Consider the following 23,464-nt stretch of genomic DNA (forward strand, 5'->3'; position numbering starts at 1 on the left):
CAGTGAGGCCCGTATCTATGTCACAGCAAGAGGAACCAGCATTTAAACTGGTGCCCGAAATTGCGTTGTTAGAACCACTTCCAGAGCATCTTAGAAAGCGCTTTGCTCACGCATTGAAGTTGATGCATGACGAACTGGCAGAACACAGATCGTGGGAGCAAATTGCAACCGAGAGCGCTATATCTCCTTATCATTTCCATCGTCAGTTTAGCGAATTGTTTCATGAGACGCCGGGGCAGTATCTCAGCCGATTACGACTGCAAGTCGCGGTGAATCTGCTGCTCAATGATGAGCCTTGGAGTGTGATGGAGATTGCTCACTATTGTGGTTTCTCTTCTTCACAAGCTTTAGGCAAGGCTTTAAAGAGAGAGCTTGGAGTGACGGCGAAACAAATTCGTAAAATGGGTTATGAGTCCACACCGCGAGAGACCGCTGATTTTATCGCTAAGCTTGCTCATCCCGGTGCTCAGCAGTCGATTGAGAACGAGCTGGCTAAGTCTATGCCGACTGAGTTGATTTGGTACCCTCAGCGAGGTATGAAAAAGATCGCTCTGGAAGATCCTGACTGGGATTCGGTGATCGAAATCTACGGCAAAAAAACAGTCAATTTGCTCGGCGCAACACCGATTAACCAACTTGAAAAAGTATGGGACCAAATTGAGACTTTCATTGGTGATTGGCAAGTCGACGAAGCTCTCTATGATTTTGTGATTCCTGAAGGGTACTACCTTTGCGCTGAGGTGTATCTGATTTCTGATGTTGCTTACAGTGCGGCTCTAGAAGCGCTGTTTGATATCGTAGACGAACAGAAGTTGGAAATTGATGGCAACGCTTTTTTGATTGAAATGGTTCGTGATATCGAGTTGACCTTAACAGGGGGAGCAACGTTTTCATTTCAGATACCTATTGTCCGCTAACTCTATTCATCGAGCCTACTCGAATCATTTTGCTTATGGTTTATGCATAAATAATCACATTCGTGCTCGATATAAAAGGGGGAAATTAAAGAGTCTGTGGTTATTGTTAAAGCGCTTGCGTACAAAGTGCCACCAATGTGCTTAGCTCTATAACGTATTGATTTATATTATTATGCTCTTTTGGTGAATTGTTTTTCATTATTTGCTTGAGTGTGAAATCTTTGTCGTTATAATTGCGGCAAAGATAACTTATTCACTAATTGTGAAAATATAATCATCTAGGGAGCAGTCAGATGAGTGATACACTTTTAGCCGAAGAGAACCACAAAAACAGTCGCAACATATTGATGTTCGCAATTCCGTCTTTGTTGGGTCTTTTCTTTTTCCTTGCACCGTTAACCATTGATGGCAACTTCACCTTTCCGCTAGCGCTGATGGCGAAAGGCGTCAAAGCGATCCTTGGGGATGCGATTTTACCAACAGTCACCGCTGTGATTTGCTTCTCTGCGGTCGCTTCTATTCTTGCCAGCCTCATCAAGCCAACTTTTGTTACTCAATCTGCATTGATGACAAGACTGTTTGTTCTGACGCCAGTGTGGCTAGCCGTTCGAGTTTTAGGTGCGGTGTTCACTCTGATGGCATTGCATCAGATCGGGCCTGAAGTTATTTGGAACGGCAACACGGGTGGGCTGGTTCTTAATGACCTTCTGCCTTCTTTACTGGTGACTTTCTTCTTGGCTGGTTTGCTGCTACCACTATTACTCAACTTTGGTTTGCTTGAGTTACTCGGTACTGTTCTGAGCCGCTTTATGCGCCCAGTTTTCCGTTTGCCAGGTCGTGCTGCGATTGATTGTATGTCTTCTTGGCTAGGTGATGGCACCGTTGGGGTGATTCTGACCAGTAAACAATATGAAGACAAAAAATACACTGCACGTGAAGCAGCGGTTGTCGCGACTATGTTTTCTCCGGTTGGGATTTCTTTCTCGCTGGTGGTATTGACTCAGGTTGGCTTAGAGAATTTCTTTGTCCCGTTCTACTTCTCTATCTGTTTATCTGGTGTGATTGCTGCGATGGTGATTCAGTATCTGCCACCGTTATCGTATAAGAAAGACCTGTACATTGATGGTACTAAGCCTAATCGTAATGACGAATTGGTGCCTTCGGGTCAGTCGGTTATGGGCTTTGGCTTGAAGTTGGCACTGCACAGAGCAAGCAAAGTGAAAAGCCTTGGGGCGGTAGCTAAAGAAGGTGTGCACAATGCACTGGATATGGTAATCAGCGTGCTGCCTGTGGTTATGGCGATCGGTACTTTAGGTCTGGTTGTCGCTGAAACGACGCCATTATTCTCATTACTGGGTGCACCGTTCATTCCACTGCTAAACGCGTTGAATGTTCCGGAAGCAGCAGCTGCTGCGGAAACCATGCTAGTTGGTTTTGCTGATATGTACGTACCTTCGATCATCGCTGCGTCGACGATTAATGCCGATCTGACCAAGTTTGTTGTGGCAGCGTTGTCTGTAACTCAGCTGATTTTCATGTCAGAGACTGGTTCTGTAATTCTAAGCAGTAAAGTCCCTGTGAACTTTTTGGAGTTGGTAGCCATCTTCCTGCTAAGAACGCTAGTTACGCTGCCAATCATTGTGTTGGTCGCGCATTGGATCTTCTGATACGTTGATTGACATTGCCCGAGGAATAGCCCACTAGGTGTGACTTAGCGGGCTGTTTTTTTTGTCTCTGGCAAAGCTGATGGTTCCTAGCACAGTTCTACTTCAACAGCTGACTGAATTTGGCTCGAACACGCTAAGGTATAACCATTGGCTAGATCTTCTTCAGTCAGCGTTTCTGTGCTGGTGCGGCTGACTTCGCCCTTAGTCACTTTACATTTGCAGGATCCACACATGCCGCTGCGACAGGCGATAATAATTGGCACCCCGTTTTCTTCCAGCACGTCAGCTAAGGTAGCGCCTTGGCTGACTTCTTTTGATACGCCAAACGCTGGCACTTCGAACTGAACAACGCCATCTGACGAGCTTTCATTATGGGCTTCAATAGGGGTAAAACTTTCCTGATAGAATTGCGCCGCCTCAACCCCCAGTGCCAACGCGTTGCTCTCCATATCCTGCATAAACAGAGTTGGTCCGCAGAGATAAACTGTGCGTTGGTTAAGGTCTGGGCAGAGTTTGGCTAACCACTCTCTGTCGAGCCGTCCTTGCGGGTGGCGTGTGCCTGTATTGTCTTTAAGCAGTAACTTTAGGTGGAAATTTGGGTATTGCGCATCTATGGACTCCAGCTCATCAAAGTAGATAGTCTGAGCAGCGCTTTTCGCCATGTGAATAAAAGTTATCTCGACGTCTGCTTTGGTTTTCAACCAATGTTTTGCCATCGACATGACAGGTGTGATGCCGCAACCTGCACTGAGCAAAGCCACTTTATGCTTCGGTGGGCAATCGATACTGTTGAATGGTCCAGTAGGCGCCAGTGCCAAGACGCTGTCTCCGGAATTGAAGTGGTCAATGATGTAGTTGGATACCAAGCCATTCTCGACTCGTTTGACGGTCAATTTAAGATGCGATTCCCCCGGTAACGAAGAAACAGAATACGCGCGGTATTCCACTTTGCCGTCGAACTCAAAACCTAACGAAATAAACTGACCCGGTTTGAAATCAAATCCATTTGGTAGGGGAGTATCAGAGGTCAGAGTCAAGCTGACGGTATCTGATGTTTCCTGCCATTTATCAACACAACGAAGTCGGGCGGGTTGGTTATTTTTCCATTCACGAATCATAATTCCTCACAAGTAAAAGAGCCCAGCCAAACAAACTGACTGGGCTATCAAAAGGCAGGGATTAAGCTGCTAGGATAGTTTTCAGATCGTCTTCAACATTGCCGATACTGCGCATGTCGAATTTATCCTGAATGATTTGGATGAGATTATCGGTCAGGAATGCAGGTGCGGTTGGGCCTGTGTAGATGCCTTTTACACCTAGCGCGAACAGAGTAAGCAAAATTACAATGGCCTTCTGCTCAAACCAAGACAGCACAAGTGTTAGCGGCAGCTCGTTAATGTCGCAGTCAAATTCTTTCGACAATGCTAGGGCAAGCTGAATGGCAGAATAGGCGTCATTACACTGACCAACGTCCAGTAAGCGAGGGATACCGTTGATGTCGCCAAACTGATTTTTGTTGAAGCGGAATTTACCACAGGCTAGTGTTAGGATCAGAGTATCTTCAGGCGCGCTGGCGGTGAAATCGGTGTAGTAGCTACGTTCTGCTTTGTCACCGTCACAACCACCAACTAAGAAGAAGTGTTTAATGTTACCTTCTTTGACCTGCTCAACCACTGCAGGCGCTGCACTCATCAACGCATTGCGACCAAAGCCTACGGTGATCATGTGTTCAATTTCATCGTGTTGGAAACCGTCTTGCGCCAGTGCACACTCAATCACCTGACTGAAATCATCACCTTCAATGTGTGCAACACCCGGCCAGCCAACGATGCTACGCGTGAACAAACGATCTGAGTACTGGCCCATGTTCGGGTTCAACAGACAGTTAGACGTCATGACAATCGCGCCAGGGAAGTTAGCAAATTCTTTCTGCTGGTTTTGCCATGCGCTGCCGTAGTTGCCGACTAGGTGCGGGTATTTTTTCAGTTCAGGGTAACCGTGCGCAGGGAGCATTTCACCGTTGGTGTAAACGTTGATTCCGGTTCCTTGGGTTTGCTGAAGAATTTTCTCTAGGTCATGGAGGTCATGCCCCGAGACCAAAATACATTTGCCTTTAACTGGTTTAACGTTGACCTGAGTTGGCTCTGGGTGGCCGAAAGTAGTGGTTTCACCAAGGTCCAGCATTTCCATAACTTTGTAGTTCATCAGACCAATACGCATTGAACATTCAAGCAAAGCGTTAAGATCTTCTGGATCAGTGCCTAGCCACGCCATGATTTCATGATACTCAGCGTAAATATCGTTATTGGTTTGCTCCAAGACGCGTGCATGTTCCATGTAAGCGGCAGCACCTTTCAGGCCGTAAAGGCACAGCAGACGTAGACCAATCACATCTTCACTGATCTCCTGATAGCCACGGTTGACCGCAACCTGAGGAGCAAATTCGAGGATCGCTTCAGCACTCGCTGGTAACTCGAAATTAGCGACTTTAGGTGCGGGATCAAGTTCAACGTCAGCCAGTTTTGCCGCAGCGAGTGTCTGCTCTTTAAGTCGGGATTTAAACTGCGCAGCCTGAGCAGCGAGTTCAAGAATACGTTCAGGATCGAAATTCACATTGGTTAAGGTCGAGAAGAAGGCTTTTGGCGCCCATTGATTAACTTCGTCATCAATAATGTCAAAGCGACGAGCTTGTTCTGCCCAGTACGAAACACCTTCAAGGGTATAGACCAGTACATCTTGTAGATCTGAAACTTCAGATGTTTTGCCACACATGCCTTGGGCGAAAGAACAACCTTTAACAGTTGGGGTTTGAATAGTCTGCTCACATTGAATACAGAACATTGCGCTTCTCCGGTAATAGTCTTTATGCGGTCACGCCGCTTGGATTTGTTTAGCGCTAGAATTGCAGAGAGTGTGCCATTATTTAACTTATTGATATTTATTGGTTTTATGTATTTCTGGATATGAGGTTGATGTCTAAATGACAGCGATATTGATGTAAATAACACATCAATGAATAGTGCTAAGAGCTAAACAGTAAATAAGATAGTCATTAAAATGTATGAATTTTGAGCTGAGAATAAGCGAGTAAAACATAAAGTTAGATGATGATTATCATGATGAGATGAGCTGGAACGCGCGATGTGCTTTTAACATCAATTCCATTGAATGGAAGATGAGCCAGACTTGAATCTGGCTCATGGAGAAGATTAACAGCCGTACGTTTTTGTTATGTAGTCCTCAAACTGCTTACACATCAGCTCATCAGAGGTAGCGTTGTCAGCTAAGCAATCAGCACCATCAACAATATTGATCTTTGCATTCAACGGTTTGGCATCGGTTCGTTCACGGGAGTTTAAATCAGCAATCTTTTGTTTCTGAATTTCCCAAGCTTGATCGGCGGTGAGGCTACATGCCTCGGCAAGATATTTGGCATTGAAGCTTTCACCTGTCAGGCTCTTGATGGTGTCATTGTGGGATAAGTGATTGCCTGCACGCCAGTAATGTTCTGCCAGCAAAGGGCCAATGTCAGGGTTGTCAGTCAGGTACCCAAATCTGTCGAGGAAGTAAGCGCGTGTCTGATAGACGGCCATGTTGGCAAGCAAGTAACCGTGATAAGCACAGGACGCTTCATCAGAAAGCAAATGAGGAATCGCCATCAATGGGCGAGGGCTGCATTCTAGTCCCAGAATCTGCTTTTCACACTGACGAGCCAAAGCAGTAATGTGTTCTGCTGTCAGTTCCTCATCGCTAAGCTGATACAAGGCTCGCTCAAAGTAAGGCACCACCAAAATGCTGCGTTCCTGATACGCTTTAAACGGCTGGCTGCTATTGATCATCGATTGAATGAGCTCGTCTGGAACTGGATTTCCATCCGCATCCAAAGCGTATTGTTTCAGCCAATCAGCATCATTCAGCAGGCTGTCACAGAACATGGATTGAGTTTCGGCATAAGCCATGGACGTCGGTGCAAACTCCTGAGAAAAACAAGGTGAGTTCATTTTGACGTTGGCAAAGTGTGCGGCATGCCCCCCTTCATGGAATAGGGTGTTGATGCCATCATAACCGCTGCCAATCTGATCGGGTTTTGCATTACTGGTGAAATTGACCTTGGCCGCTATCCATCGCCCGTCGTCATAAAACGAAGGTATCGGGCCGTGGCAAAAACCGTTTTGGTATTTGCCTTGACGATCCAGCAAGTCCAGGGTGAGTTCTGCACCAGAGTAATCAATGTTTAGCCGACCGAAAGATTCTACCCAGCGCCTAAGTGATTTGGAAAACGGAACGTATGGATCCAGATCACGCATCGAATCGCCAGAAAAAGAGTAATTGAAGTTGTAACCTGTGAGCGCATTTTTGCCTTTCTCACTGGCGAGTTTATCTAAGCTGGTGAGATTAACTTGTCTGGTCCACTGCTCGAAATCATCCAGAATGGCAAACAACTCAGCGGTGGTCATTTTTTCGTTTTTCAGTACTGAGTAATCGAAGAAATTATCGTACCCCAACGAGCGAGCAAACTGGTTACGCAGTTTGACTAAATCGATAAAGCCATTGCCAAGTAGCCATTGCTCAAGATCTAACAATGCTTGATGTGCTGACTGGCGCACGGCTTCATTCTCGTTTGCCATTATGGTTGAGCGTAGTGCTGGTAAAGAGGCGTCAACTTGTTCTCCTTCCTCGTTGACGTAAACCAGTGCATGATTTTGTTTTTTCTCAAATAGTTCCGTTTCAAATGCGATCAGTTCTGTCTTGAGTGCCTGAGCTTTATCTCCTTCGATAGCGTGTGAGCGGAAAGTGGCTAGCCAGCCTTCAAGCCCTATCTGAGTTTGTTTACGCTCTTCTAAGTCGGCTATTTCATTGAGCGTGCTGAGCTGTTGTTCGATGTCAGCAATTTGATCGGCATTACTCAGGAAGTGAGTCCATGCGGTTTGCGCAGTGGCAAAACGATCATGTTCGTTACTGATCCCCATGTAGGTGTCCCAGAACAAATCTTCTTTGGTACGATGCACGTCTAGGTAACGCTGGTTGAGATCTTTGAGGTATTGAGTTGCAGTCATTTCAGTCCATAAAATGGTGGTGTGAAGCACTATTATGACACGACTTATATAATGAAATTAGTTACATAGGTGGCGTTTTTGATGTTTTCTCAATATCTAGTTCTGAGCGAGTTTACGTTTAACACTCGCCAACGTACTGTGCAGTGATTTCTTCCATAAAGTTGAGCATGGCTTTTAAACGAGGAGAATGGGTGGTTTTGCTAGCGTAAACGGCTGAAATATTCACATGCGGTAAAACGTTAAGATCATGGGCGATTTGTACTAGCTTACCGTCACGACACAATTGACGACAGTAAATGTCAGGCAGCAGGGAAACGCCACTACCAGATGCGACCATATCTCGTACCAGAAGAACATCATCCAGTTGGTTAGCATGTTTAAACTCTATGGTTTGTTTACTGCCATCAGGCATTGTTGAGTACAGCATCGATTGATTGTTTTCTTGATCGTGATAAAAACTGACGTGCTGTTGCAAAGTGTCCAACGTAGCCGATTGGAGCTCTGGATTCGCCAGCAAGTATTCAGGTGTGCAGAACCAGAGTAATTTCACAACAGTGAGCCTTTTGGCATAAAAACCAGAAGGGGCTAAATCACCGAGCTGAATCGCGAGATCAAGTTTGTCTTCCAGTAAGTGAGCACGGTGCGACATGCTGCGAATAGATAGCTGTATATCGGGGTAAAGTTCGGTGAAGGCCTTAAGGTTAGGTGACAATATTTCCCGAGAAAAAGCGAAAGTAGTCGCGATGCGGAGAGTGCCGCATAGACTTTGCGATGGAACTTGCTCTTTGATTGCAGACAGGTTCTGCATCAGCGGCGTAAGTTGATTGTATAGCTGCTCTCCGTCTGAGGTCAGGTGCAGATGCCGGCTGTTTCTCTCAAGCAGTTTAATATTCAACGACTCTTCCAATCTGGTTATGGCTCGGCTGACACTGGATTTTTGAATGCCAAGCCTTTTTGCTGCTTTTGAAACGCTGCCAGTTTCGATGACGGCAATAAATATCGGAAGATCGTTTAGGTTCCAGTCCATGTTATTCGCTTTTTCTCTCAGTTTGATTCTTTAATAACACATTGAAACCTATATCCAAAGCAACGCTGTGTTGCCAATTTTGCGCTATTTGGCTTGAGTGAAAACTTCTAACCTTTGGCCTATGTCAGCCCTACTTAAGGCCAATAATGAAAACCTCATCAGTTCCTAGTTTAACCCGAGCCTGTTTACTACTTGGTAGCAGTTTACTCGTCATGGCCAATGCCGCGATTGCGCCGTCTTTGACTGAACTAAACCATGTGTTTGATGACCCATTTGGCGTTTCACTGTTAATGACGCTTCCCGCCATTGCGGTCATTGGCTTTGCGCCATTTGTGAGTCGTATGATTGACCACTTGGGGGAGAAGAAAAGCTTAATGTTAGGGCTTGGATTTTATGGAGTCGCGGGTAGTAGTGGCTTGTGGCTGGATTCATTAGCAGCGCTGCTTGTTGGAAGAGTCATTTTCGGGACAAGTATCGTCATCTGCATGACGGTGATCAACCAGTTGATTAGCGACTACTTTTCAGGTCAGGAAAGAGTGCATTTCATCTCTCAACAGGCCATTGCGGTCAACCTTGGAGGGATTGCTTTTGTCGTTGCCAGCGGTTGGTTAGCCTCTTTGCATTGGCGACTGCCTTTTACTATTTACCTGATTGCTTTGCTGACACTCGCACTGTCGTTAAAAGGAATTCCCTCAAGTAAAAAAGTGCGTACTCAATTTCGGCCTAAACTGGGCTGGTTGGGCTTTAGGTCGGTCTTGCCGTTTTATCTACTTGGGTGTGTGGGTATGTTGTCATACTACCTTGTATTGCTTGGCTTACCTTATCTATTGAAAACGTCTCAAGGTTTCAACAGCTCTGAAACGGGGTTGGCGATGGGGGCGATGAGTCTGTTGTCAGCCTTCGTAGCGTATTTCTTTAGACATGGCGTCATCAACTATGGTGAGAAGCTTGTCATAGCGCTTTGCTTTATGTGTTTCACCACTGCATTTCTAGCGTTGTCGCAAACACAATATGATTGGCGCGCGTACATAGTATTAGTCAGCACAGGTATTGGGTTTGGATTATTGCTGCCAGTGCTCACTCACCTGGTTATTCAGACGAGCATACCAGCGCTGAGAACATCCGTGCTGAGCGGTTTTGTGATGTTCTATTTTCTGGGGCAGGTGTTGAGCGCCTTCGTGCTCGATTTGCAAAACCTGTTTGGTACAGCGCGTTTTTTCCTATTGCTGGGTAGTTTAATTGGTGTGGTAAGCCTATTGTGCTTCAAGTTCGTCCCTGACCTCAGAGACACGGTTGTGGAGGAAATTGCATGAATTTTCGCGTGATTGACTCAACAACAGTGCCTCAAACAATGAAAGGCTTGGGCTCACTGACACAGGCTTTGCGTTCTGCGAGTGAAGATTTCCAGATTCAACCGTTACGTGTGGTCAGTCAAAGTCCGATTTACACACGGGAAGTGATACTTTGTGATGGCGCCTTGCCATTGGTTTGGGCCAAATCAACTTTGTTTTCTAAACATGAAAAGACAGTCGCAGCGTATTGCGGCTTAGAAGGTCAATCATTGGGAGAGCAACTGCTTTTCTCCTATCAATCGGTTAAGCGTAGCCCTTATCAATTTATTGAGTGCTCATCTCCTACAATCGAGCATTCTAAGCAGTGTGGACTCATTCAAAATCAAGGTCGTATCTCCAGGTTTACATGGCAAGAGCATGATTCAACACTGGTTTTGGTCGAAGTGTTCTATCATCAGGCTCTCAAAATGATCAACACAACCCAGTCGTTGGAAGATTGAAGTTTCAACAACGTGGCTGAAATATGCGCTTGCAGTGAGTTTTGAAAATTGTTACTACTTAAATATGAGATTAATTTATTCAAACGCTAATCAAACCACTACCACCACGAGATTGCTCGGGGGATAGTTTTTCACGTCTTTAAAAAAACCTCTGAGCGAATTCGTCGCCAGAGGTTTTTTTATACCTTGGTTTTGCTTTTCGCTCAGAACACACACAAGGAAAATGATATGAAAACTCATCGCGAAATCGCAGAACAACTAGATTTATTTCACTCTGAACCTCAGGCGCCGGGGATGATTTTTTGGCACCCGAATGGCTGGCGATTATTTCAGACTATTCAAGATCACATGAGACGTGTATATCGTCAAAATGGTTTTCAAGAGGTCAATACACCAATCTTTATGAAGCAAGAGTTGTGGCAGACTTCAGGCCATATTGACATGTTCGCTGACAATATGTTTTTCGGTGGTAGTTCAGAGGAGAAAAGTGAGTATGTTCTGAAGCCAATGTCATGTCCTGCCCATATTCTGATGTACAAACGAGGTGTTCATAGTCACAGAGATTTGCCGCTTAAACTGTTTGAGTTTGGACTGGTGCATCGAAATGAAGCATCGGGTTCACTGAATGGCTGTTTACGAGCTCGTCAGTTTACTCAGGATGACGCGCACGTCTTCTGTCGATGGTCGCAAGCGGAAGAGGAAATCTGTCGATTTCTGCAACGCGCAAAGCAAGTGTATGGTGATTATGGCTATCGAGAGCTGGGAGTAAAAGTGTCGACTAAGCCAGAAAAAGCACTAGGGTCAGATGAGTATTGGTCGAGAGCACAAGCGCTGTTAGCCTCCGCGTGTGATCATGAAGGGCTACAAGCAGAGTTTCAGCCGGGAGAAGGGGCTTTCTATGGGCCTAAGATCGAGCTGTCACTGATGGATTCTATGGGACGCAGCTGGCAATGCGGCACAATTCAATTCGACTTCAACTTAGCCGAGCGGTTTGACGTTCAGTACACTAATGAACAAGGAGAATTTGAAGCCCCTGTTATTATGCACCAAGCAATGTACGGCTCTATTGAACGTTGGATTGGCGTGTTGTTGGAATCGTCTCAAGGGGACCTTCCTGACTGGCTGCATCCTATGCCAGTTGCAATTGCGTCGGTGAGTGAATCTGACCATGACTTCACTCGCCAGCTTGAAGCACTTTGCATCGAGCATGATATCCCTGTTTCGGTTGATCTGAGATCGAGTTCAGTAGGGCGAAAGCTTAAGCGATTCCATAAGCTCAGGATACCCTATGTGCTGGTAGTGGGAGACAAAGAGCGAGCTAACAACAGCCTAGCGATAAAATGTCGTGAGGACGGGACAATTACTCAGGTAGCTGTTGATGAACTCATTGCTTATCTCAAGGAAAAACTAAGGCAAGCACACCAGAAAGGGGGCGGTTCGGAGGCGACACTTTCTTTGGCTTAGTCTTGTTAGACGGTTGTGAAAGATCAGGTAGGCCTACGGGCCTACCTATGTGTTATTGAACTTAGGCTTCAACGCCTAGTTTTTTCCCCATTCGGTACAAATTACCACGGTCCATTTGTAGAAACTCTGCCGCTTTAGACCATGTCCGGTTTGATTTTTCCAGAGCGTGAACAATGAGGTCTTTCTGGTAAGACTCAACGAGGTCTCTCATTCCTTGGCTACTTTGCGGCAGGTAGTGTGATGTGCTTTTTACATCTGTATTCTCAAAGCCGCCGTCAAAGTGATTGAGGTGAATAATCTGCTGTTGCTCCTGAATGGCTCTTAACGCTGCGCGGGTTAGCGTATGTTCCAGTTCTCGTACATTACCGGGCCAGCTCTGCTTTTCCAAAAGTACCAAGGCTTTGGGATGTAAATGTAGGTTCGGAATGTTGAATTGGCTGCGTACTTTTTCCAACAGATAACCAGCAAGAACAGGGATATCACCTTCGCGCTTACGTAGCGCTGGAACGGAAATTGGGAACACATTTAGACGGTGGAACAGGTCAGCGCGAAACTGTCCTTGTTCGACTTCATTTTCAAGTGAACGGTTCGTTGCCGCAATGATTCTGACATTGACCAGTAAATGCTTGTCACTACCGACACGTTGCAACTCACCTTGCTGAATCACACGCAGCAGCTTCGCTTGCAGAACTAAAGGTAGTTCTCCCAATTCATCAAGAAAAATGGTGCCGCCATCGGCCAGCTCGAATTTACCTGCTCGTGAGCTGTTGGCTCCGGTGAATGCCCCTTTGACATGGCCGAATAGCTCACTTTCTGCCAAGCCTTCGGGTAAAGCGGCGCAGTTGACGTAAATCATTGGTTTGTCTCGACGGCTTGATTGAGCATGGACACTGTGAGCCACTAACTCTTTCCCTACACCTGTTTCACCTGTGATCAGAACGGCATAATCTGATTGAGCGACGGTGGCAATATTGGTTCTAAGCTGTTGAATTTGAGGGCTAAGACCGACCATCTCCCCCTGTTTTGAGCGAGCTTGCTGAATCAGGGTTTGTGTGACAGAGCGCTGTTTGCGATTTTGGGCTTTGAGCGCTTTAATTTGGCCAATATTGCGTAGCGTGGCAGCCGCCAGTGCTGCGAATGTCTCAATGGTCATTGGCTCTATGGCATCAAACGCGCCGATGTTGAGCGAATCCAGAGTCAGTATGCCGACCAGTTGCCCATTCACGTATAAGCTGCAACCAAGACAGTCATGCACGTCTAACTCGGCTTCTTCGCTAAGTAGTACACCACTAAAGGGGTCTGGTAGCTCACAATCGGCGCTAAACCGAACCGGTTGCTTGCTTGCCATGATTGCTTCCAGCCTCGGGTGCGCTTGAGGAAAGAACCGTCGACCGAGAACGCTGGTGGACAAGCCTTTCACCGCAACGGGGGTGAGAAATCCATCCTGATCCAAAATGAATAGCGCGCTGGCGTCGCAAGGAAACACCCGATCAATCCCATCAATCAAGTGCTGATATTGGGCTTCGCTGTTGAGGTTAGAGCTCAGGTTGAGGGCTATTTCCAATAGCACCTGATTCATTTTTGCATCCATAGCTGGCTTCGATAGTGAACGACGTCAGCCATGCTATCAGCGCGTTGTCGTTTTCACATCGTCATAAAGGATAGAAACGCCATACGTTTGATTAAGGTCAATTTCTCTCTCATCTTTGACCAAACTGCGCTCTGTATTTCTGTGGCGAAACGCCCACCAAGCGGCGAAAATGATGGCGCATGGTGACGGCGTTTTCAAACCCTGCTTGGTTAGCCAATTGTTCGATTGGTAGGGACTCGGTTTCCAGCAAGCCTTTTGCTCTCTCGATGCGCTGTTGGATTAGCCATTCTTTAGGGGAAAGGCTGAAACTGGCGCGAAATTTACGATCAAAAGTACGTCGAGACATGCTGGCTTGTTGAGCCCAGTCTTCGACAGTGATGGCTTTGTCCAGGTTTGCCGAAGCCCAGGCGATAGCTTGTGAAAATGTCCCCGGAACTTTGAGCATGGGTGTTTCAACAAACTGCGCTTGTCCGCCTGTTCGGTGGGAAGATATGACCAGCCTTTTCGCGACCTGATTGGCAATCTGATAGCCGTAGTCGTGACGGATAATTGCTAGACCAAGGTCGAGGGCAGATGCACTTCCGGCCGAACACCCAATCTGCCCGTCCAATACGTAAAGCACATCCTTCTGGTATTCGACATCAGGGAACTGCTCACGAAATGCATTTTCATACATCCAGTGTGTGGTGGCTTTACGTCCTTTAAGCAGTCCGAGTTTCCCAAGTAAAAAAGAGCCTGAACAGAGTGACAAAACGCGTTTACCATCGCTGACAAACTGACGAATTTCGCGCTGAATCAAGGGAGGAATCTCGTAGTCACCAGTTGGCCAGCCGGGAATGATCAATGTGTGGTAACTCTTTAAACTCTCGACGAATTTCGTCCTGAGAGTAACACCGCCTGTGCTTTCAAAATCTTTATTCTCCATATTAATGATCTCGCAGTCATACCAAGGATCGAACTCTGGTCGAGGCAAGGCAAACAGTTCCGCAGCGCAGGACATTTCAAACAAGGTGATGTGAGAGTGAGCAAGAATGGAAACTTTGATCATCTGGAAACTCGTTAGTGAGCGATAGTCTTTGGCTGATTATTATCGAATATTGACTTTTAGGCCAGTGTTGAGTCGCTCATTTGAACGCAATAATGATTCAAAAGACAAACAAGGAGATGTTATGACAAGTGCAGTAACTAGAGTTCCAGCCGCCAGTAGTGAGCGTGCGTTGGCGCATTTCAGTCGGCTATTGGAGTTTGAAACAGACTGCTGGGATGTTCATCATGCCATCAGCAATGATCGTATGGATTTTGTGTTGCTTGATGTCAGAGGAGAAGAGCTGTTTGCGCAAGGACACGTGAAGGGAGCGATTAACATTCCTCACCCGAGGTTGAATGAAAAGAGCCTGAGCGCCTTTCCACCAGACACACAGTTTGTGGTGTATTGTGCCGGGCCACACTGTAATGGTACCGAGAAGGCGGCCATTCGTTTGGCAAAACTTGGTAGACCTGTGAAAAAAATGATTGGGGGAGTCACAGGCTGGCTTGATGAAGGGTTTGAGCTGGTTAAACAGGAGGTTGAAACATGCGTTTAGTGGTTGGAACAGATTCTACGTGGTCTTTGCGCGCTTGGATATGTGCTTGCATTGCAGGAATAGAGATGGAAACTCAGGTGATCGATCTAACGAAACCTGAGGCGAAAGAACAGCTTAAACTGATGTCTCCGACAGGGCTCGTACCAGCACTCACTACGGATAACAACTGTGTAATCCATGATTCGCTTGCCATTAGTGAGTATTTAAACGAGCTATCGGGAGGGAAATTGTTACCTCAAAGCGAGTCTCAACGATCAGAAGCACGGAGTTTATGCTGTGAAATGCACTCAGGTTTTGTTGCATTGAGAACGTATTGCGCGTTTACTCTGGATAAACCGGATGTTGACCCACTTCCTATGCAAGAGCTGTCCTCTGATCTCACGCGTATCAACACCATTTTTGCCAAGGCTCGGTTGCCGTTTATGTACGATGAGCCGACCATGGTTGACGCCTTCTATGCGATCTTAGCTTATCGCCTCGAACGTTACGGCCTTTCTCTTCAAGGCAAAGCGGCGGAATACCAAAGAAGCTTGCTTGAGTGGCACGGGTTAACCGATGCGATTGAAGTAGCCAAACAGTGGCGTAACGGGTGATTGAGGAATCCACAATAACTCTATGACTAACATGCATAGAGCCATTGTGAAAATGTCATTTGAGTCACAACGAGAGGCTCAATACACTTCGCGCTCTTTATTTTCTTGCTGAGACTATGAATCATGTTTTCTCAATCACTTTTTGCTCAGCTCGCGAGAATGACGGTATTGCTTTGCCTAACTCTGCTGGCCGTTCATCAGTCCCCACGCCTGATGGAACTGTTAGCGGAGCAGGCTATCAATAGCGGTTGCCACCAGCAAAGTCATGATATGTCCGGTGACCATTCTCATCATCACCATCATTAAGGTAAGTTCATGAGCATTTTCCGTTTTCCAGCAATGGTCTGGTTAGGCATCGCCATTTTGGTTATCTGCCTGGGTATCAGGCAATCATTTGGTATCTTTATGATGCCGGTTTCCGATTACTTTCAAACAGGACGTGAATTTTTCAGCTTTGCTATTGCGCTGCAAAATTTGCTTTTTGGTGTATTTCAGCCGTTTGTCGGTATGGCTGCCGACCGATTTGGCGCTAAACGCATCATCATTGCAGGAGCTATCGCGTATGGCGTCGGCCTGTATTTGACCTCTATCGCTGTCGAGCCTTCAACACTTTATTGGACGCTCGGTGTTCTCGTTGGTTTAGGGCTGAGTGCAACCAGCTATGTCATCGTTCTTGGCGCCGTTGCTAAAGTTGTCCCTGCGGAGCACGCAGCAAAAGCATTTGGCTTGACCACTGCCGCTGGCTCTTTTGGTATGTTTGCTATGATTCCTGGAGCGCAGATACTGCTGAGTGATCTGGGGTGGCAAGGGGCATTACAGAGCTTCGCTATTCTCAGCTCAACAATGATCGCATTTGCATTGTTTATGCGAGCGCCGAAAACAGCGGCTAACCAAGGACACTCTACTAGTGAGATAAAGGAAGATAGTTTGACGCTTAAGCAGGCGTTAAAAGAAGCGTTTTCTCATAGAGGCTATTGGCTGCTCCATCTTGGTTTCTTCGTTTGTGGCTTCCACGTGATGTTCATCGCGACACACCTACCTAGCTATTTAGCAGACAAACAGTTACCTGCCTCAACGGCTGCGATGGCACTCGCTTACGTCGGGGTTTTCAATATCTTCGGCTCTTACTTTTGGGGAGTGATGGGCGATAAATTTAGCAAACGCCATGTGATGTCTGCGCTGTATCTGATGCGTACCATGGTGATTGGCGCATTTGTGACGTTGCCAGTCACAGAGCACACAGCGGCGATATTTGGTGCGGCCATTGGTTTTTGTTGGCTAGGTACCGTGCCATTGACGTCTGGCTTAGTGAGGCAGATCTTTGGTGCTAAGTATCTATCGACGCTTTATGGGCTGGTCTTTTTCACTCATCAGGTCGGCAGTTTCTTAGGGGCTTGGGCTGGTGGTCGCATTTACGATTACTACGGTTCTTATGAACCCATTTGGTGGTCGACGGTTGTTCTCGCTTTTGCTGCGGCGATTATTCACCTGCCAATCAACGACAAGCCTGTTCGACGCTTTGCAGTAGCGTAATAAATTCATTCGCCACAAGTCTTAGTTCCTGTTTTTCACGTACTAACGTGAAAGAGAAAAGTCAGGAGGTAAGTAAAATGACCTTTAATACTATCCGTCTCATTCTTGGTGATCAGCTCAATGCACGTCACTCTTGGTTTCAAGATGTTGACCAGTCAGTGTTGTATTTGATTGCAGAACTTCACCCAGAAGCTACTTATGTTAGGCATCACGTGCAAAAGGTGTGTGCATTTTTTGCTGCAATGAGGGCGTTTGCGCGTGATCTTCAGCAAGACGGACACCAAGTGTTGCATCTCAATCTGGACCAAACTTTGGAATTCTCTGATGTCTCGCAACTCGTTCATCACTATGTCAAAGAGTTTGGTGCAACAGTGTTCGAGTATCAAAGACCAGATGAGTTTCGTTTAGCAACGCTCCTCGATGAAATAGAGATACAAGGCTGCCGTATTCAACGGGTAGAGAGTGAACACTTCCTTCTTCCTTTTGAGCAGATTGAGCAGCACTTTCCTCAAGGAAAGCACATTATGATGGAGCACTTCTATCGTAAAATGCGAAAAAATTTCAGCATCTTAATGGATGATGGAAAGCCTGAAGGTGGAAAGTGGAATTACGATGCGAACAATCGCAACAAGCTTAAAGCGGCGGATATAGAAGGTTTGCCAACCCCTCTGTTGTTTGGCAATGATGTCACCGAGATAAGAGCGTCGCTTGAGCGGCACAATATCAGCACCATAGGGCAACTTGAAGGCCCGCTGTTATGGCCGATTAACCGCAATCAAAGTCTGACGCTTCTTGCCCACTTTTGCTCCGTATGCCTACCTAACTTTGGTCGGTTTCAAGATGCAATGACGCAGGCGCATGAATCAAAATGGTCGCTTTACCATAGTCGATTGTCCTTCGCCTTAAACAGCAAAATGCTTCACCCTCTTGAAGTGATTGATAGTGCGCTGTCTGCGTATGAGTCAAACCCAGACATTGATATTTCTCAGGCGGAAGGTTTTATACGTCAAATACTTGGTTGGAGGGAATATATTCGAGGTGTCTACTGGGCCAACATGCCAGACTATGCTGAGCACAACCACCTTGACGCTAAACGCGATTTGCCGAAGTATTTTTGGTCTGGGGAAACAAAAATGGCATGTATGAAGGAAGCTATCGGGCAATCGTTGGATTTCGCCTACGCGCACCATATTCAAAGGCTTATGGTGACGGGCAACTTCTGTTTGTTAACGGAGATTGACCCAGCCCAGGTTGATGAGTGGTATCTCGGTATCTACGTGGATGCGATTGAATGGGTAGAAATGCCTAATACCCGAGGTATGGCTCTGTTCGCGGATGGTGGCATTGTAGGAACTAAACCTTATGCTGCGAGTGGCTCGTATATCAATCGAATGAGTGATTACTGCAAAGGTTGCCATTATAACCATAGCGAAAAAACGCAGGATAATGCATGCCCGTTGAATAGCTTGTATTGGCGTTTCATGCACAAACACAGAGAAATGCTTACGCAAAATCCGCGTATTGGCGTTATTTATCGCTCTTGGGACAATCTGGAGGAACAGGCACAAAGTGAGATTTTGCAAAAAGCAGAGCATTATTTAGAGCATATTGAAATTTTGTAGCCCTATCGCCAGCGTGTTGTGAAAAATAAAAACGTGCTAGAGCGCAAATTAGATTATGATGAAGGCCTTTGATTACAATGGTTTTTATCAATATGTTTGCTGAATGGATAACGGCAGAGGCATTGACTGCTGCCTTTCTGATCTTCCTTGGCTCGTTCGTACAGACAGCGATAGGTTTTGGCTTAGCGATTGTTGCCGCACCGCTGCTGTTCCTAGTTTCGCCTGATTATGTTCCCGCGCCTATCTGTTTAGTCGCCCTTTACATTTCTATTCTTAACGCGTTGAAACATAGAGCTAATGTCGAGATCGGTGGGCTTAAGATGGCCTTAATTGGTCGTGTACCGGGTTCTATAGCGGGTGGTGTGTTGCTGGTGATGGTGTCTACCGATCTGCTGGCATTATGGCTTGGTCTGTTGGTACTGCTGGCAGTTACGGTGAGCCTTCTTCCTTTTCGTATCGAACCGACCCCAATCCGTATGGGCATTGCGGGGTTCTTCTCTGGCTTTTTTGGCACCAGCTCTGCGATTGGTGGACCGCCAATGGCTTTACTGTTACAGCATCAGGAGGCAAATCAATTAAGAGGCAATTTGTCGGCCTTTTTTGTCTTCAGCTCAATCATTTCATTGATTATCCAAATGCCAGCGGGCTTTTTGACGATGCACCACTTGTGGATCAGTATTCCGTTACTGCCCGCTGCGTGGTTGGGTTATAAACTCGCTTTAGCAACGACTCAATCTCTACCCAAAGAGAAGATTCGTTTTGGAGCATTGATGCTGTGTACCGTCAGTGGTGCGACGGCAGTTTGGCAAGGTTTGGTATAAGCCATTTTTATTGATGTTCATCTTAGGTTAAGGAAAAATCATGATACTAGAAGTCGCAATTCTGGATGTGAAGCCGGATATGGAGAAAGATTTTGAACAAAACTTTTCAAAAGCTCAGGCCATTATTTCCAGCATGCAAGGCTATGTTTCTCATCAATTGCAACGTTGCATAGAAAACCCGAGGCGCTATATTTTGTTAGTGAATTGGCAAACCTTGGAAGACCATGAAGTCGGATTCAGACAATCTGCCGAGTATCAGGAATGGAAAGCGCTTTTACATCACTTTTATGATCCATTTCCGACCGTAGAACATTATGAGAGTGTGTTCGGCTAAGATTTTCTAAGAGGAGAAAATAAGGTTATGAGAACGATAGGCAATATAATTTGGTTTTTGCTTGGTGGCATTGTCATGGGCCTGATGTGGTGGTTCTTCGGCCTGCTGGCTTTCATTAGTATCGTGGGTATTCCGTGGGGGCGGGCGTGTTTTGTGATGGGGAATTTTTCTTTCTTCCCGTTTGGCCAAGAGGCGATTGCTCGAGATGAACTGACCAATGAAATGGACATTGGAACCAGCCCGCTTGGTTTGGTTGGTAATATCATCTGGTTTGTGTTTGCGGGTATTTGGCTTGCGATAGGCCATATCTTATCGGCGGTGGCGTGTTTTGTGACCATCATTGGTATCCCATTTGCGATTCAGCACCTCAAACTGGCGTATATTTCATTGGCGCCAATTGGAAAAACTGTGGTACCTAAAGAGCAAGCTGCAATGGCAAAATATTCTAAATAAAGAAAGCCCCGAATGGGGCTTTCTGCTTTCTTGATCCCAATATTGGATGGTTACTAAGAAACTCTTTCACTTCTCCCATAAAAGAGACAATCTAATCCGACATATTGCACTGGTATGACATTGACCCGATATAAATGTCATTTATAGTAGTGCGCTAGATTTGCTGCTGAATAATAGAATAAACACTCAATGCTGCGCTGGATAACAAAGATGAAAACTATCCTCAGTGCGTCAAGCTTGATCGTCTCCACTGCCAGTTATGCTGCTCCCCATCCCGTGGAGTTGGCTCTCTACACTCAGGATTTTCCACCGTTACAAGTGGAAGTCGATGGTGTGGCAGAAGGATACGTGATCAAATTTGTCGAAGCTGTGGTACAAGATGCTGCTCGAACCCTCCCAATGACACTGCATCAGGTGCATTTTACGCCGTGGAAAAGGGCAATGCGAATTACGCAAACTCGTAAGAATGCTTTGCTTGTATCTGTGTCACGCACACCAATACGAGAAGAAAAATTTCACTGGATTGGTGAAGTTTCGCCATATGAAGTCAGTATCTTTCGCCACATTAATGGTCCAAGCCTCAAAACAGATCAACTACAAGCACTCAAGGATTATCGCTTTGGTGCTCAAACAGAAGGGTCTTTTGAAGAGTTGATCCGGTCTTTGGGCTTTAAGCAGATCATTCCAGTGAACTACGGTAAGGACGCGATTCGTTTATTGCGAGCTAATCGGGTTGACTACGCCCCTTTGGTGACGGTCAGCTATCCTTACCGAATGGCGCAATACGGCTTCGATCCGAGTAACTTTGTTGAAGTGATGAAAGTAAAACCATTGTGTAAAGCGTTGTGGTTGGTCACAGGTAAGCAAACGTCACCTGAAGTAGTGGAAGCGCTGAGGCAAAGCTTTGAAAAGTTGAAGGCTGAGGGAGAGCTGTCTTCATTGATTGAGGCCTACCAGCCTGAGAACCCGATTATGCTCCGTTATCAGGAGCTGGCATCAAAGTGATAAAAAGGGGCCTGATAACAGGCCCAAATGGATTTACAGCTCTTCGCCGTAGATGTCAAAAGAGAAGTACTTTTGCGCAATCTTGTCGTAAGTACCGTTGGCACGGATAGCGGCTATCGCTTTATTGAATTTATCGGCCAACAGTTTGTCTTTCTGACGCAGTGCCAGAGCAGTCCCTTCACCGATGTAAGCTTTGTCGGTCACGGGCTTGCCGACAAATTCAAACCCCTGCCCAATGTCTTTATCCAAAAATGCCAAGGCAAGTTGATCAGAGTTACCAAAAGTCAGATCAAGTCGGCCGGTGGCCATATCAATATAGACTTCATCTTGACCTGTATAGCGTTTGATCTCGGCGACATCGCCGAATTTATCGGTCACATAGCGGTCATGAATCGTGCCACCTTGAACGCCTATAACTCTGTCTTTTAATCCTTTCTCCGAAATATCAATCTTAGTGCCCGTTGCAGTGACGAACCGAGCTGGTGTTTGGTAGTACTTGTTGGTAAATAGCACCCGCTTTTTACGTTCTTCTGTGATGCGCATCGAAGCCATGATCACATCCGACTTTCTCGCCAGCAGACTCGGGATGAGCGAGTCCCAGCTTTGAGCAACCCAAGTACATTCTAATTTTGCTTCAGCACACAATGCATCGGCAATTTCGATATCGAACCCTGTTGGATTACCGTTTGGATCTTTGTAGTTAAACGGTGGGTAAGTGAAATCAGAGGCCAAGCGCACTTGTTTTGCAAAAGTGGGTGTAGACAGAAGAGTGGCTGCACAGGCAATCACACTAAGCACTTTGTTCATGGTTGAAATCCTTGTCTTTGTTTTTCGTTGATACTGGGTTTGAGAAGTGGCTAATGATGGTAGCGACTTCTTGCATAGATTCTTGTGAACCAATCGTGATCCGTACACAGTGTTTCAAGCTCGGTTCATGGGCTTGATTACGGGTCACAACTCCGGCATTAAGCAAATAGTTGAAAAGGTCAACATCAGGTCGCGTACGGATTAAAATAAAGTTGGTAGCAGAAGGGTACACCTTCTCAATCCATTCAAATGACTGAATCTGTTCTACAAACCACTCTTTGGTAGCGATTAGCTTCTCGGTATTCGCCCTGACTTGGGCTAAACCCTCTGAGCTCAGTGCGTTTAATACGATTTCTGCTGAGCTATCCGGCATTGGGTAAGGTGGTAGCATTTTATTGAGGTAGTTCATCACGGATGTATCAGCGATGATGAAACCACAGCGCACGGCTGCAAGGCCAAAGGCTTTAGAGAGAGTACGAATAACAACCAGATTAGGGTATTGCTCGATTAAGCTGACAACACTTTCTTCAAGCTCAAACTCAATATATGCTTCGTCAACGACGATCAGAGCGTGTTCTTGTGTCTGCTCAAGAATGGATAAAATATCGTGTCGTTTCAGTAATTGTCCGGTTGGATTATTTGGTGAACAGAGAAAAATTAAACTCGCCGACTCGGCAGCCTTAACGATCCCCTCAACATCCAGAGCAAAGTCTGGTGCAAGCAAAGGGACGTCGATCGTTTCAACGGCCAGTGAATCTGCACAAAACTCATACATTGCATAAGTCGGACTACAGATAGCAATACTGCTTTTACCCGGTTGGCAGAACGTACGCACAAGTAGATCGATGGCTTCATCAGCGCCTCTGACAGCAAGAGCAGGGTTTCGGGTTTGGCAGTAACCCTGATAGGCGGAGGCGATATCGTGAGGTAGAAAATCAGGGTAGCGGTGATACGCATTTTGCTGTTCGTTAAAATGAAGTGGTTGTTCTAACTCGTTAGCGTTGAGCCACAGTCGACCAGAACCACCAATTCGTCTTGCTGACTGATAAGGTATTAATTTTTTTATATTATCGGGTGCAATTTTATCTGCCAGCGACATCATGTTTCTATTCCTTTACTGCATAACTAATCTAGTTAAAGTAAGATCTATAACTAGAATTTCTTATTTTATAAAAAGATAGTCAAAGTTTTGTTTGAG

At 46.0% G+C, this 23,464-nt stretch carries 22 protein-coding genes; 14 read left to right on the plus strand and 8 right to left on the minus strand.

Translation table 11 applies throughout. The features are described from left to right. Nucleotides 1-17: 17 nt before the first annotated feature. Nucleotides 18-917 carry an AraC family transcriptional regulator gene (locus tag L1D31_RS04995; RefSeq protein ID WP_239836386.1) on the plus strand — a complete coding sequence of 300 codons (900 nt, stop codon included), beginning with the start codon at nt 18-20 and terminating at the stop codon, nt 915-917. 293 nt (nt 918-1,210) lie between these two features. Beyond that, nucleotides 1,211-2,584, plus strand: coding sequence for a YjiH family protein (locus L1D31_RS05000; RefSeq protein ID WP_239835961.1), 1,374 nt, complete (start codon nt 1,211-1,213; stop codon nt 2,582-2,584). An 86-nt stretch (nt 2,585-2,670) separates the two neighbouring features. Here L1D31_RS05000 and L1D31_RS05005 read toward each other — a convergent pair whose 3' ends face one another. The 4 genes from L1D31_RS05005 to L1D31_RS05020 form a co-directional block, all read right to left on the minus strand. Beyond that, complete coding sequence (locus L1D31_RS05005) at nt 2,671-3,702, minus strand: hybrid-cluster NAD(P)-dependent oxidoreductase (RefSeq protein WP_239835962.1); 1,032 nt, start codon at nt 3,700-3,702, stop codon at nt 2,671-2,673. 61 nt (nt 3,703-3,763) lie between these two features. Then, entirely contained in the window at nt 3,764-5,425 is a 1,662-nt protein-coding gene (gene hcp, locus L1D31_RS05010; protein ID WP_239835963.1) for a hydroxylamine reductase, read from the minus strand. 368 nt (nt 5,426-5,793) lie between these two features. Continuing rightward, nucleotides 5,794-7,641, minus strand: a complete 1,848-nt coding sequence (locus L1D31_RS05015; RefSeq protein ID WP_239835964.1) for a M3 family metallopeptidase — start codon at nt 7,639-7,641, stop codon at nt 5,794-5,796. 118 nt (nt 7,642-7,759) lie between these two features. Next, entirely contained in the window at nt 7,760-8,668 is a 909-nt protein-coding gene (locus tag L1D31_RS05020) for a LysR family transcriptional regulator (RefSeq protein WP_239835965.1), read from the minus strand. 146 nt (nt 8,669-8,814) lie between these two features. Between L1D31_RS05020 and L1D31_RS05025 the strand changes: the two genes are divergently transcribed. From L1D31_RS05025 to thrS, 3 genes are all read left to right on the plus strand, one after another. Beyond that, nucleotides 8,815-9,981 carry an MFS transporter gene (locus tag L1D31_RS05025; RefSeq protein WP_239835966.1) on the plus strand — a complete coding sequence of 389 codons (1,167 nt, stop codon included), beginning with the start codon at nt 8,815-8,817 and terminating at the stop codon, nt 9,979-9,981. Beyond that, the gene (locus L1D31_RS05030) at nt 9,978-10,460 is read left to right on the plus strand and encodes a hypothetical protein (protein ID WP_239835967.1); all 483 of its coding nucleotides are present in this window, start codon (nt 9,978-9,980) and stop codon (nt 10,458-10,460) included. Before L1D31_RS05025 ends, L1D31_RS05030 begins: the two co-directional genes overlap by 4 nt. Before the next feature lie 192 nt (nt 10,461-10,652). Next, on the plus strand, nt 10,653-11,924 hold the full coding sequence (thrS, locus tag L1D31_RS05035) for a threonine--tRNA ligase (RefSeq protein WP_275666083.1): 1,272 nt from the start codon (nt 10,653-10,655) through the stop codon (nt 11,922-11,924). 61 nt (nt 11,925-11,985) lie between these two features. Here the strand turns inward: thrS and norR are convergent, their stop codons facing one another. After that, nucleotides 11,986-13,515, minus strand: a complete 1,530-nt coding sequence (norR, locus tag L1D31_RS05040; protein ID WP_239835969.1) for a nitric oxide reductase transcriptional regulator NorR — start codon at nt 13,513-13,515, stop codon at nt 11,986-11,988. A 109-nt stretch (nt 13,516-13,624) separates the two neighbouring features. Next, entirely contained in the window at nt 13,625-14,563 is a 939-nt protein-coding gene (locus L1D31_RS05045; protein ID WP_239835970.1) for a helix-turn-helix domain-containing protein, read from the minus strand. A gap of 121 nt (nt 14,564-14,684) precedes the next feature. Here L1D31_RS05045 and L1D31_RS05050 point away from each other — a divergent pair, with 121 nt between their 5' ends. The 9 genes from L1D31_RS05050 (at nt 14,685) to L1D31_RS05090 (ending at nt 21,459) form a co-directional block, all read left to right on the plus strand. Further along, on the plus strand, nt 14,685-15,098 hold the full coding sequence (locus tag L1D31_RS05050; protein WP_019274318.1) for a rhodanese-like domain-containing protein: 414 nt from the start codon (nt 14,685-14,687) through the stop codon (nt 15,096-15,098). After that, nucleotides 15,089-15,691, plus strand: a complete 603-nt coding sequence (locus L1D31_RS05055) for a glutathione S-transferase N-terminal domain-containing protein (protein WP_239835971.1) — start codon at nt 15,089-15,091, stop codon at nt 15,689-15,691. Before L1D31_RS05050 ends, L1D31_RS05055 begins: the two co-directional genes overlap by 10 nt. 123 nt (nt 15,692-15,814) lie before the next feature. Then, complete coding sequence (locus tag L1D31_RS05060; RefSeq protein ID WP_239835972.1) at nt 15,815-15,997, plus strand: hypothetical protein; 183 nt, start codon at nt 15,815-15,817, stop codon at nt 15,995-15,997. A 9-nt stretch (nt 15,998-16,006) separates the two neighbouring features. Then, nucleotides 16,007-17,224, plus strand: a complete 1,218-nt coding sequence (locus tag L1D31_RS05065; protein ID WP_239835973.1) for an MFS transporter — start codon at nt 16,007-16,009, stop codon at nt 17,222-17,224. A 77-nt stretch (nt 17,225-17,301) separates the two neighbouring features. Next, complete coding sequence (locus L1D31_RS05070; RefSeq protein WP_239835974.1) at nt 17,302-18,846, plus strand: cryptochrome/photolyase family protein; 1,545 nt, start codon at nt 17,302-17,304, stop codon at nt 18,844-18,846. A 92-nt stretch (nt 18,847-18,938) separates the two neighbouring features. Continuing rightward, the gene (locus L1D31_RS05075) at nt 18,939-19,667 is read left to right on the plus strand and encodes a sulfite exporter TauE/SafE family protein (RefSeq protein WP_239835975.1); all 729 of its coding nucleotides are present in this window, start codon (nt 18,939-18,941) and stop codon (nt 19,665-19,667) included. A 40-nt stretch (nt 19,668-19,707) separates the two neighbouring features. After that, complete coding sequence (locus tag L1D31_RS05080; RefSeq protein WP_239835976.1) at nt 19,708-20,001, plus strand: antibiotic biosynthesis monooxygenase; 294 nt, start codon at nt 19,708-19,710, stop codon at nt 19,999-20,001. A 27-nt stretch (nt 20,002-20,028) separates the two neighbouring features. Then, a complete protein-coding gene (locus L1D31_RS05085; protein ID WP_239835977.1) occupies nt 20,029-20,454 on the plus strand; it encodes a YccF domain-containing protein in 426 nt (141 codons plus the stop codon). Nucleotides 20,455-20,664: 210 nt separating this feature from the next. Continuing rightward, a complete protein-coding gene (locus L1D31_RS05090) occupies nt 20,665-21,459 on the plus strand; it encodes a transporter substrate-binding domain-containing protein (protein WP_239835978.1) in 795 nt (264 codons plus the stop codon). A 33-nt stretch (nt 21,460-21,492) separates the two neighbouring features. On the opposite strand, the gene L1D31_RS05095 is transcribed toward L1D31_RS05090, so the two are convergent. Next, on the minus strand, nt 21,493-22,266 hold the full coding sequence (locus L1D31_RS05095; RefSeq protein WP_239835979.1) for an ABC transporter substrate-binding protein: 774 nt from the start codon (nt 22,264-22,266) through the stop codon (nt 21,493-21,495). Next, nucleotides 22,250-23,368 (minus strand): histidinol-phosphate transaminase, encoded by a 1,119-nt coding sequence (gene hisC / locus L1D31_RS05100; protein WP_239835980.1) that lies wholly within the window; start codon nt 23,366-23,368, stop codon nt 22,250-22,252. The genes L1D31_RS05095 and hisC overlap by 17 nt, the downstream gene beginning before the upstream one ends. Between the last annotated feature and the right edge of the window lie 96 nt (nt 23,369-23,464).

Source organism: Vibrio sp. Isolate23, from assembly GCF_022398095.1.
In the GTDB taxonomy this organism is placed as follows: Bacteria; Pseudomonadota; Gammaproteobacteria; order Enterobacterales; family Vibrionaceae; genus Vibrio; species Vibrio coralliilyticus_A.

Bases quoted from the DNA above. Each gene is read 5' to 3' on its own strand.
- L1D31_RS04995 (WP_239836386.1), top strand. From the start codon at position 18: ATGTCACAGCAAGAGGAACCAGCATTTAAACTGGTGCCCGAAATTGCG.
- L1D31_RS05000 (WP_239835961.1), top strand. From the start codon at position 1,211: ATGAGTGATACACTTTTAGCCGAAGAGAACCACAAAAACAGTCGCAAC.
- L1D31_RS05005 (WP_239835962.1), bottom strand. From the start codon at position 3,702: ATGATTCGTGAATGGAAAAATAACCAACCCGCCCGACTTCGTTGTGTT.
- hcp (WP_239835963.1), bottom strand. From the start codon at position 5,425: ATGTTCTGTATTCAATGTGAGCAGACTATTCAAACCCCAACTGTTAAA.
- L1D31_RS05015 (WP_239835964.1), bottom strand. From the start codon at position 7,641: ATGACTGCAACTCAATACCTCAAAGATCTCAACCAGCGTTACCTAGAC.
- L1D31_RS05020 (WP_239835965.1), bottom strand. From the start codon at position 8,668: ATGGACTGGAACCTAAACGATCTTCCGATATTTATTGCCGTCATCGAA.
- L1D31_RS05025 (WP_239835966.1), top strand. From the start codon at position 8,815: ATGAAAACCTCATCAGTTCCTAGTTTAACCCGAGCCTGTTTACTACTT.
- L1D31_RS05030 (WP_239835967.1), top strand. From the start codon at position 9,978: ATGAATTTTCGCGTGATTGACTCAACAACAGTGCCTCAAACAATGAAA.
- norR (WP_239835969.1), bottom strand. From the start codon at position 13,515: ATGGATGCAAAAATGAATCAGGTGCTATTGGAAATAGCCCTCAACCTG.
- L1D31_RS05045 (WP_239835970.1), bottom strand. From the start codon at position 14,563: ATGATCAAAGTTTCCATTCTTGCTCACTCTCACATCACCTTGTTTGAA.
- L1D31_RS05050 (WP_019274318.1), top strand. From the start codon at position 14,685: ATGACAAGTGCAGTAACTAGAGTTCCAGCCGCCAGTAGTGAGCGTGCG.
- L1D31_RS05055 (WP_239835971.1), top strand. From the start codon at position 15,089: ATGCGTTTAGTGGTTGGAACAGATTCTACGTGGTCTTTGCGCGCTTGG.
- L1D31_RS05060 (WP_239835972.1), top strand. From the start codon at position 15,815: ATGTTTTCTCAATCACTTTTTGCTCAGCTCGCGAGAATGACGGTATTG.
- L1D31_RS05065 (WP_239835973.1), top strand. From the start codon at position 16,007: ATGAGCATTTTCCGTTTTCCAGCAATGGTCTGGTTAGGCATCGCCATT.
- L1D31_RS05070 (WP_239835974.1), top strand. From the start codon at position 17,302: ATGACCTTTAATACTATCCGTCTCATTCTTGGTGATCAGCTCAATGCA.
- L1D31_RS05075 (WP_239835975.1), top strand. From the start codon at position 18,939: ATGTTTGCTGAATGGATAACGGCAGAGGCATTGACTGCTGCCTTTCTG.
- L1D31_RS05080 (WP_239835976.1), top strand. From the start codon at position 19,708: ATGATACTAGAAGTCGCAATTCTGGATGTGAAGCCGGATATGGAGAAA.
- L1D31_RS05085 (WP_239835977.1), top strand. From the start codon at position 20,029: ATGAGAACGATAGGCAATATAATTTGGTTTTTGCTTGGTGGCATTGTC.
- L1D31_RS05090 (WP_239835978.1), top strand. From the start codon at position 20,665: ATGAAAACTATCCTCAGTGCGTCAAGCTTGATCGTCTCCACTGCCAGT.
- L1D31_RS05095 (WP_239835979.1), bottom strand. From the start codon at position 22,266: ATGAACAAAGTGCTTAGTGTGATTGCCTGTGCAGCCACTCTTCTGTCT.
- hisC (WP_239835980.1), bottom strand. From the start codon at position 23,368: ATGATGTCGCTGGCAGATAAAATTGCACCCGATAATATAAAAAAATTA.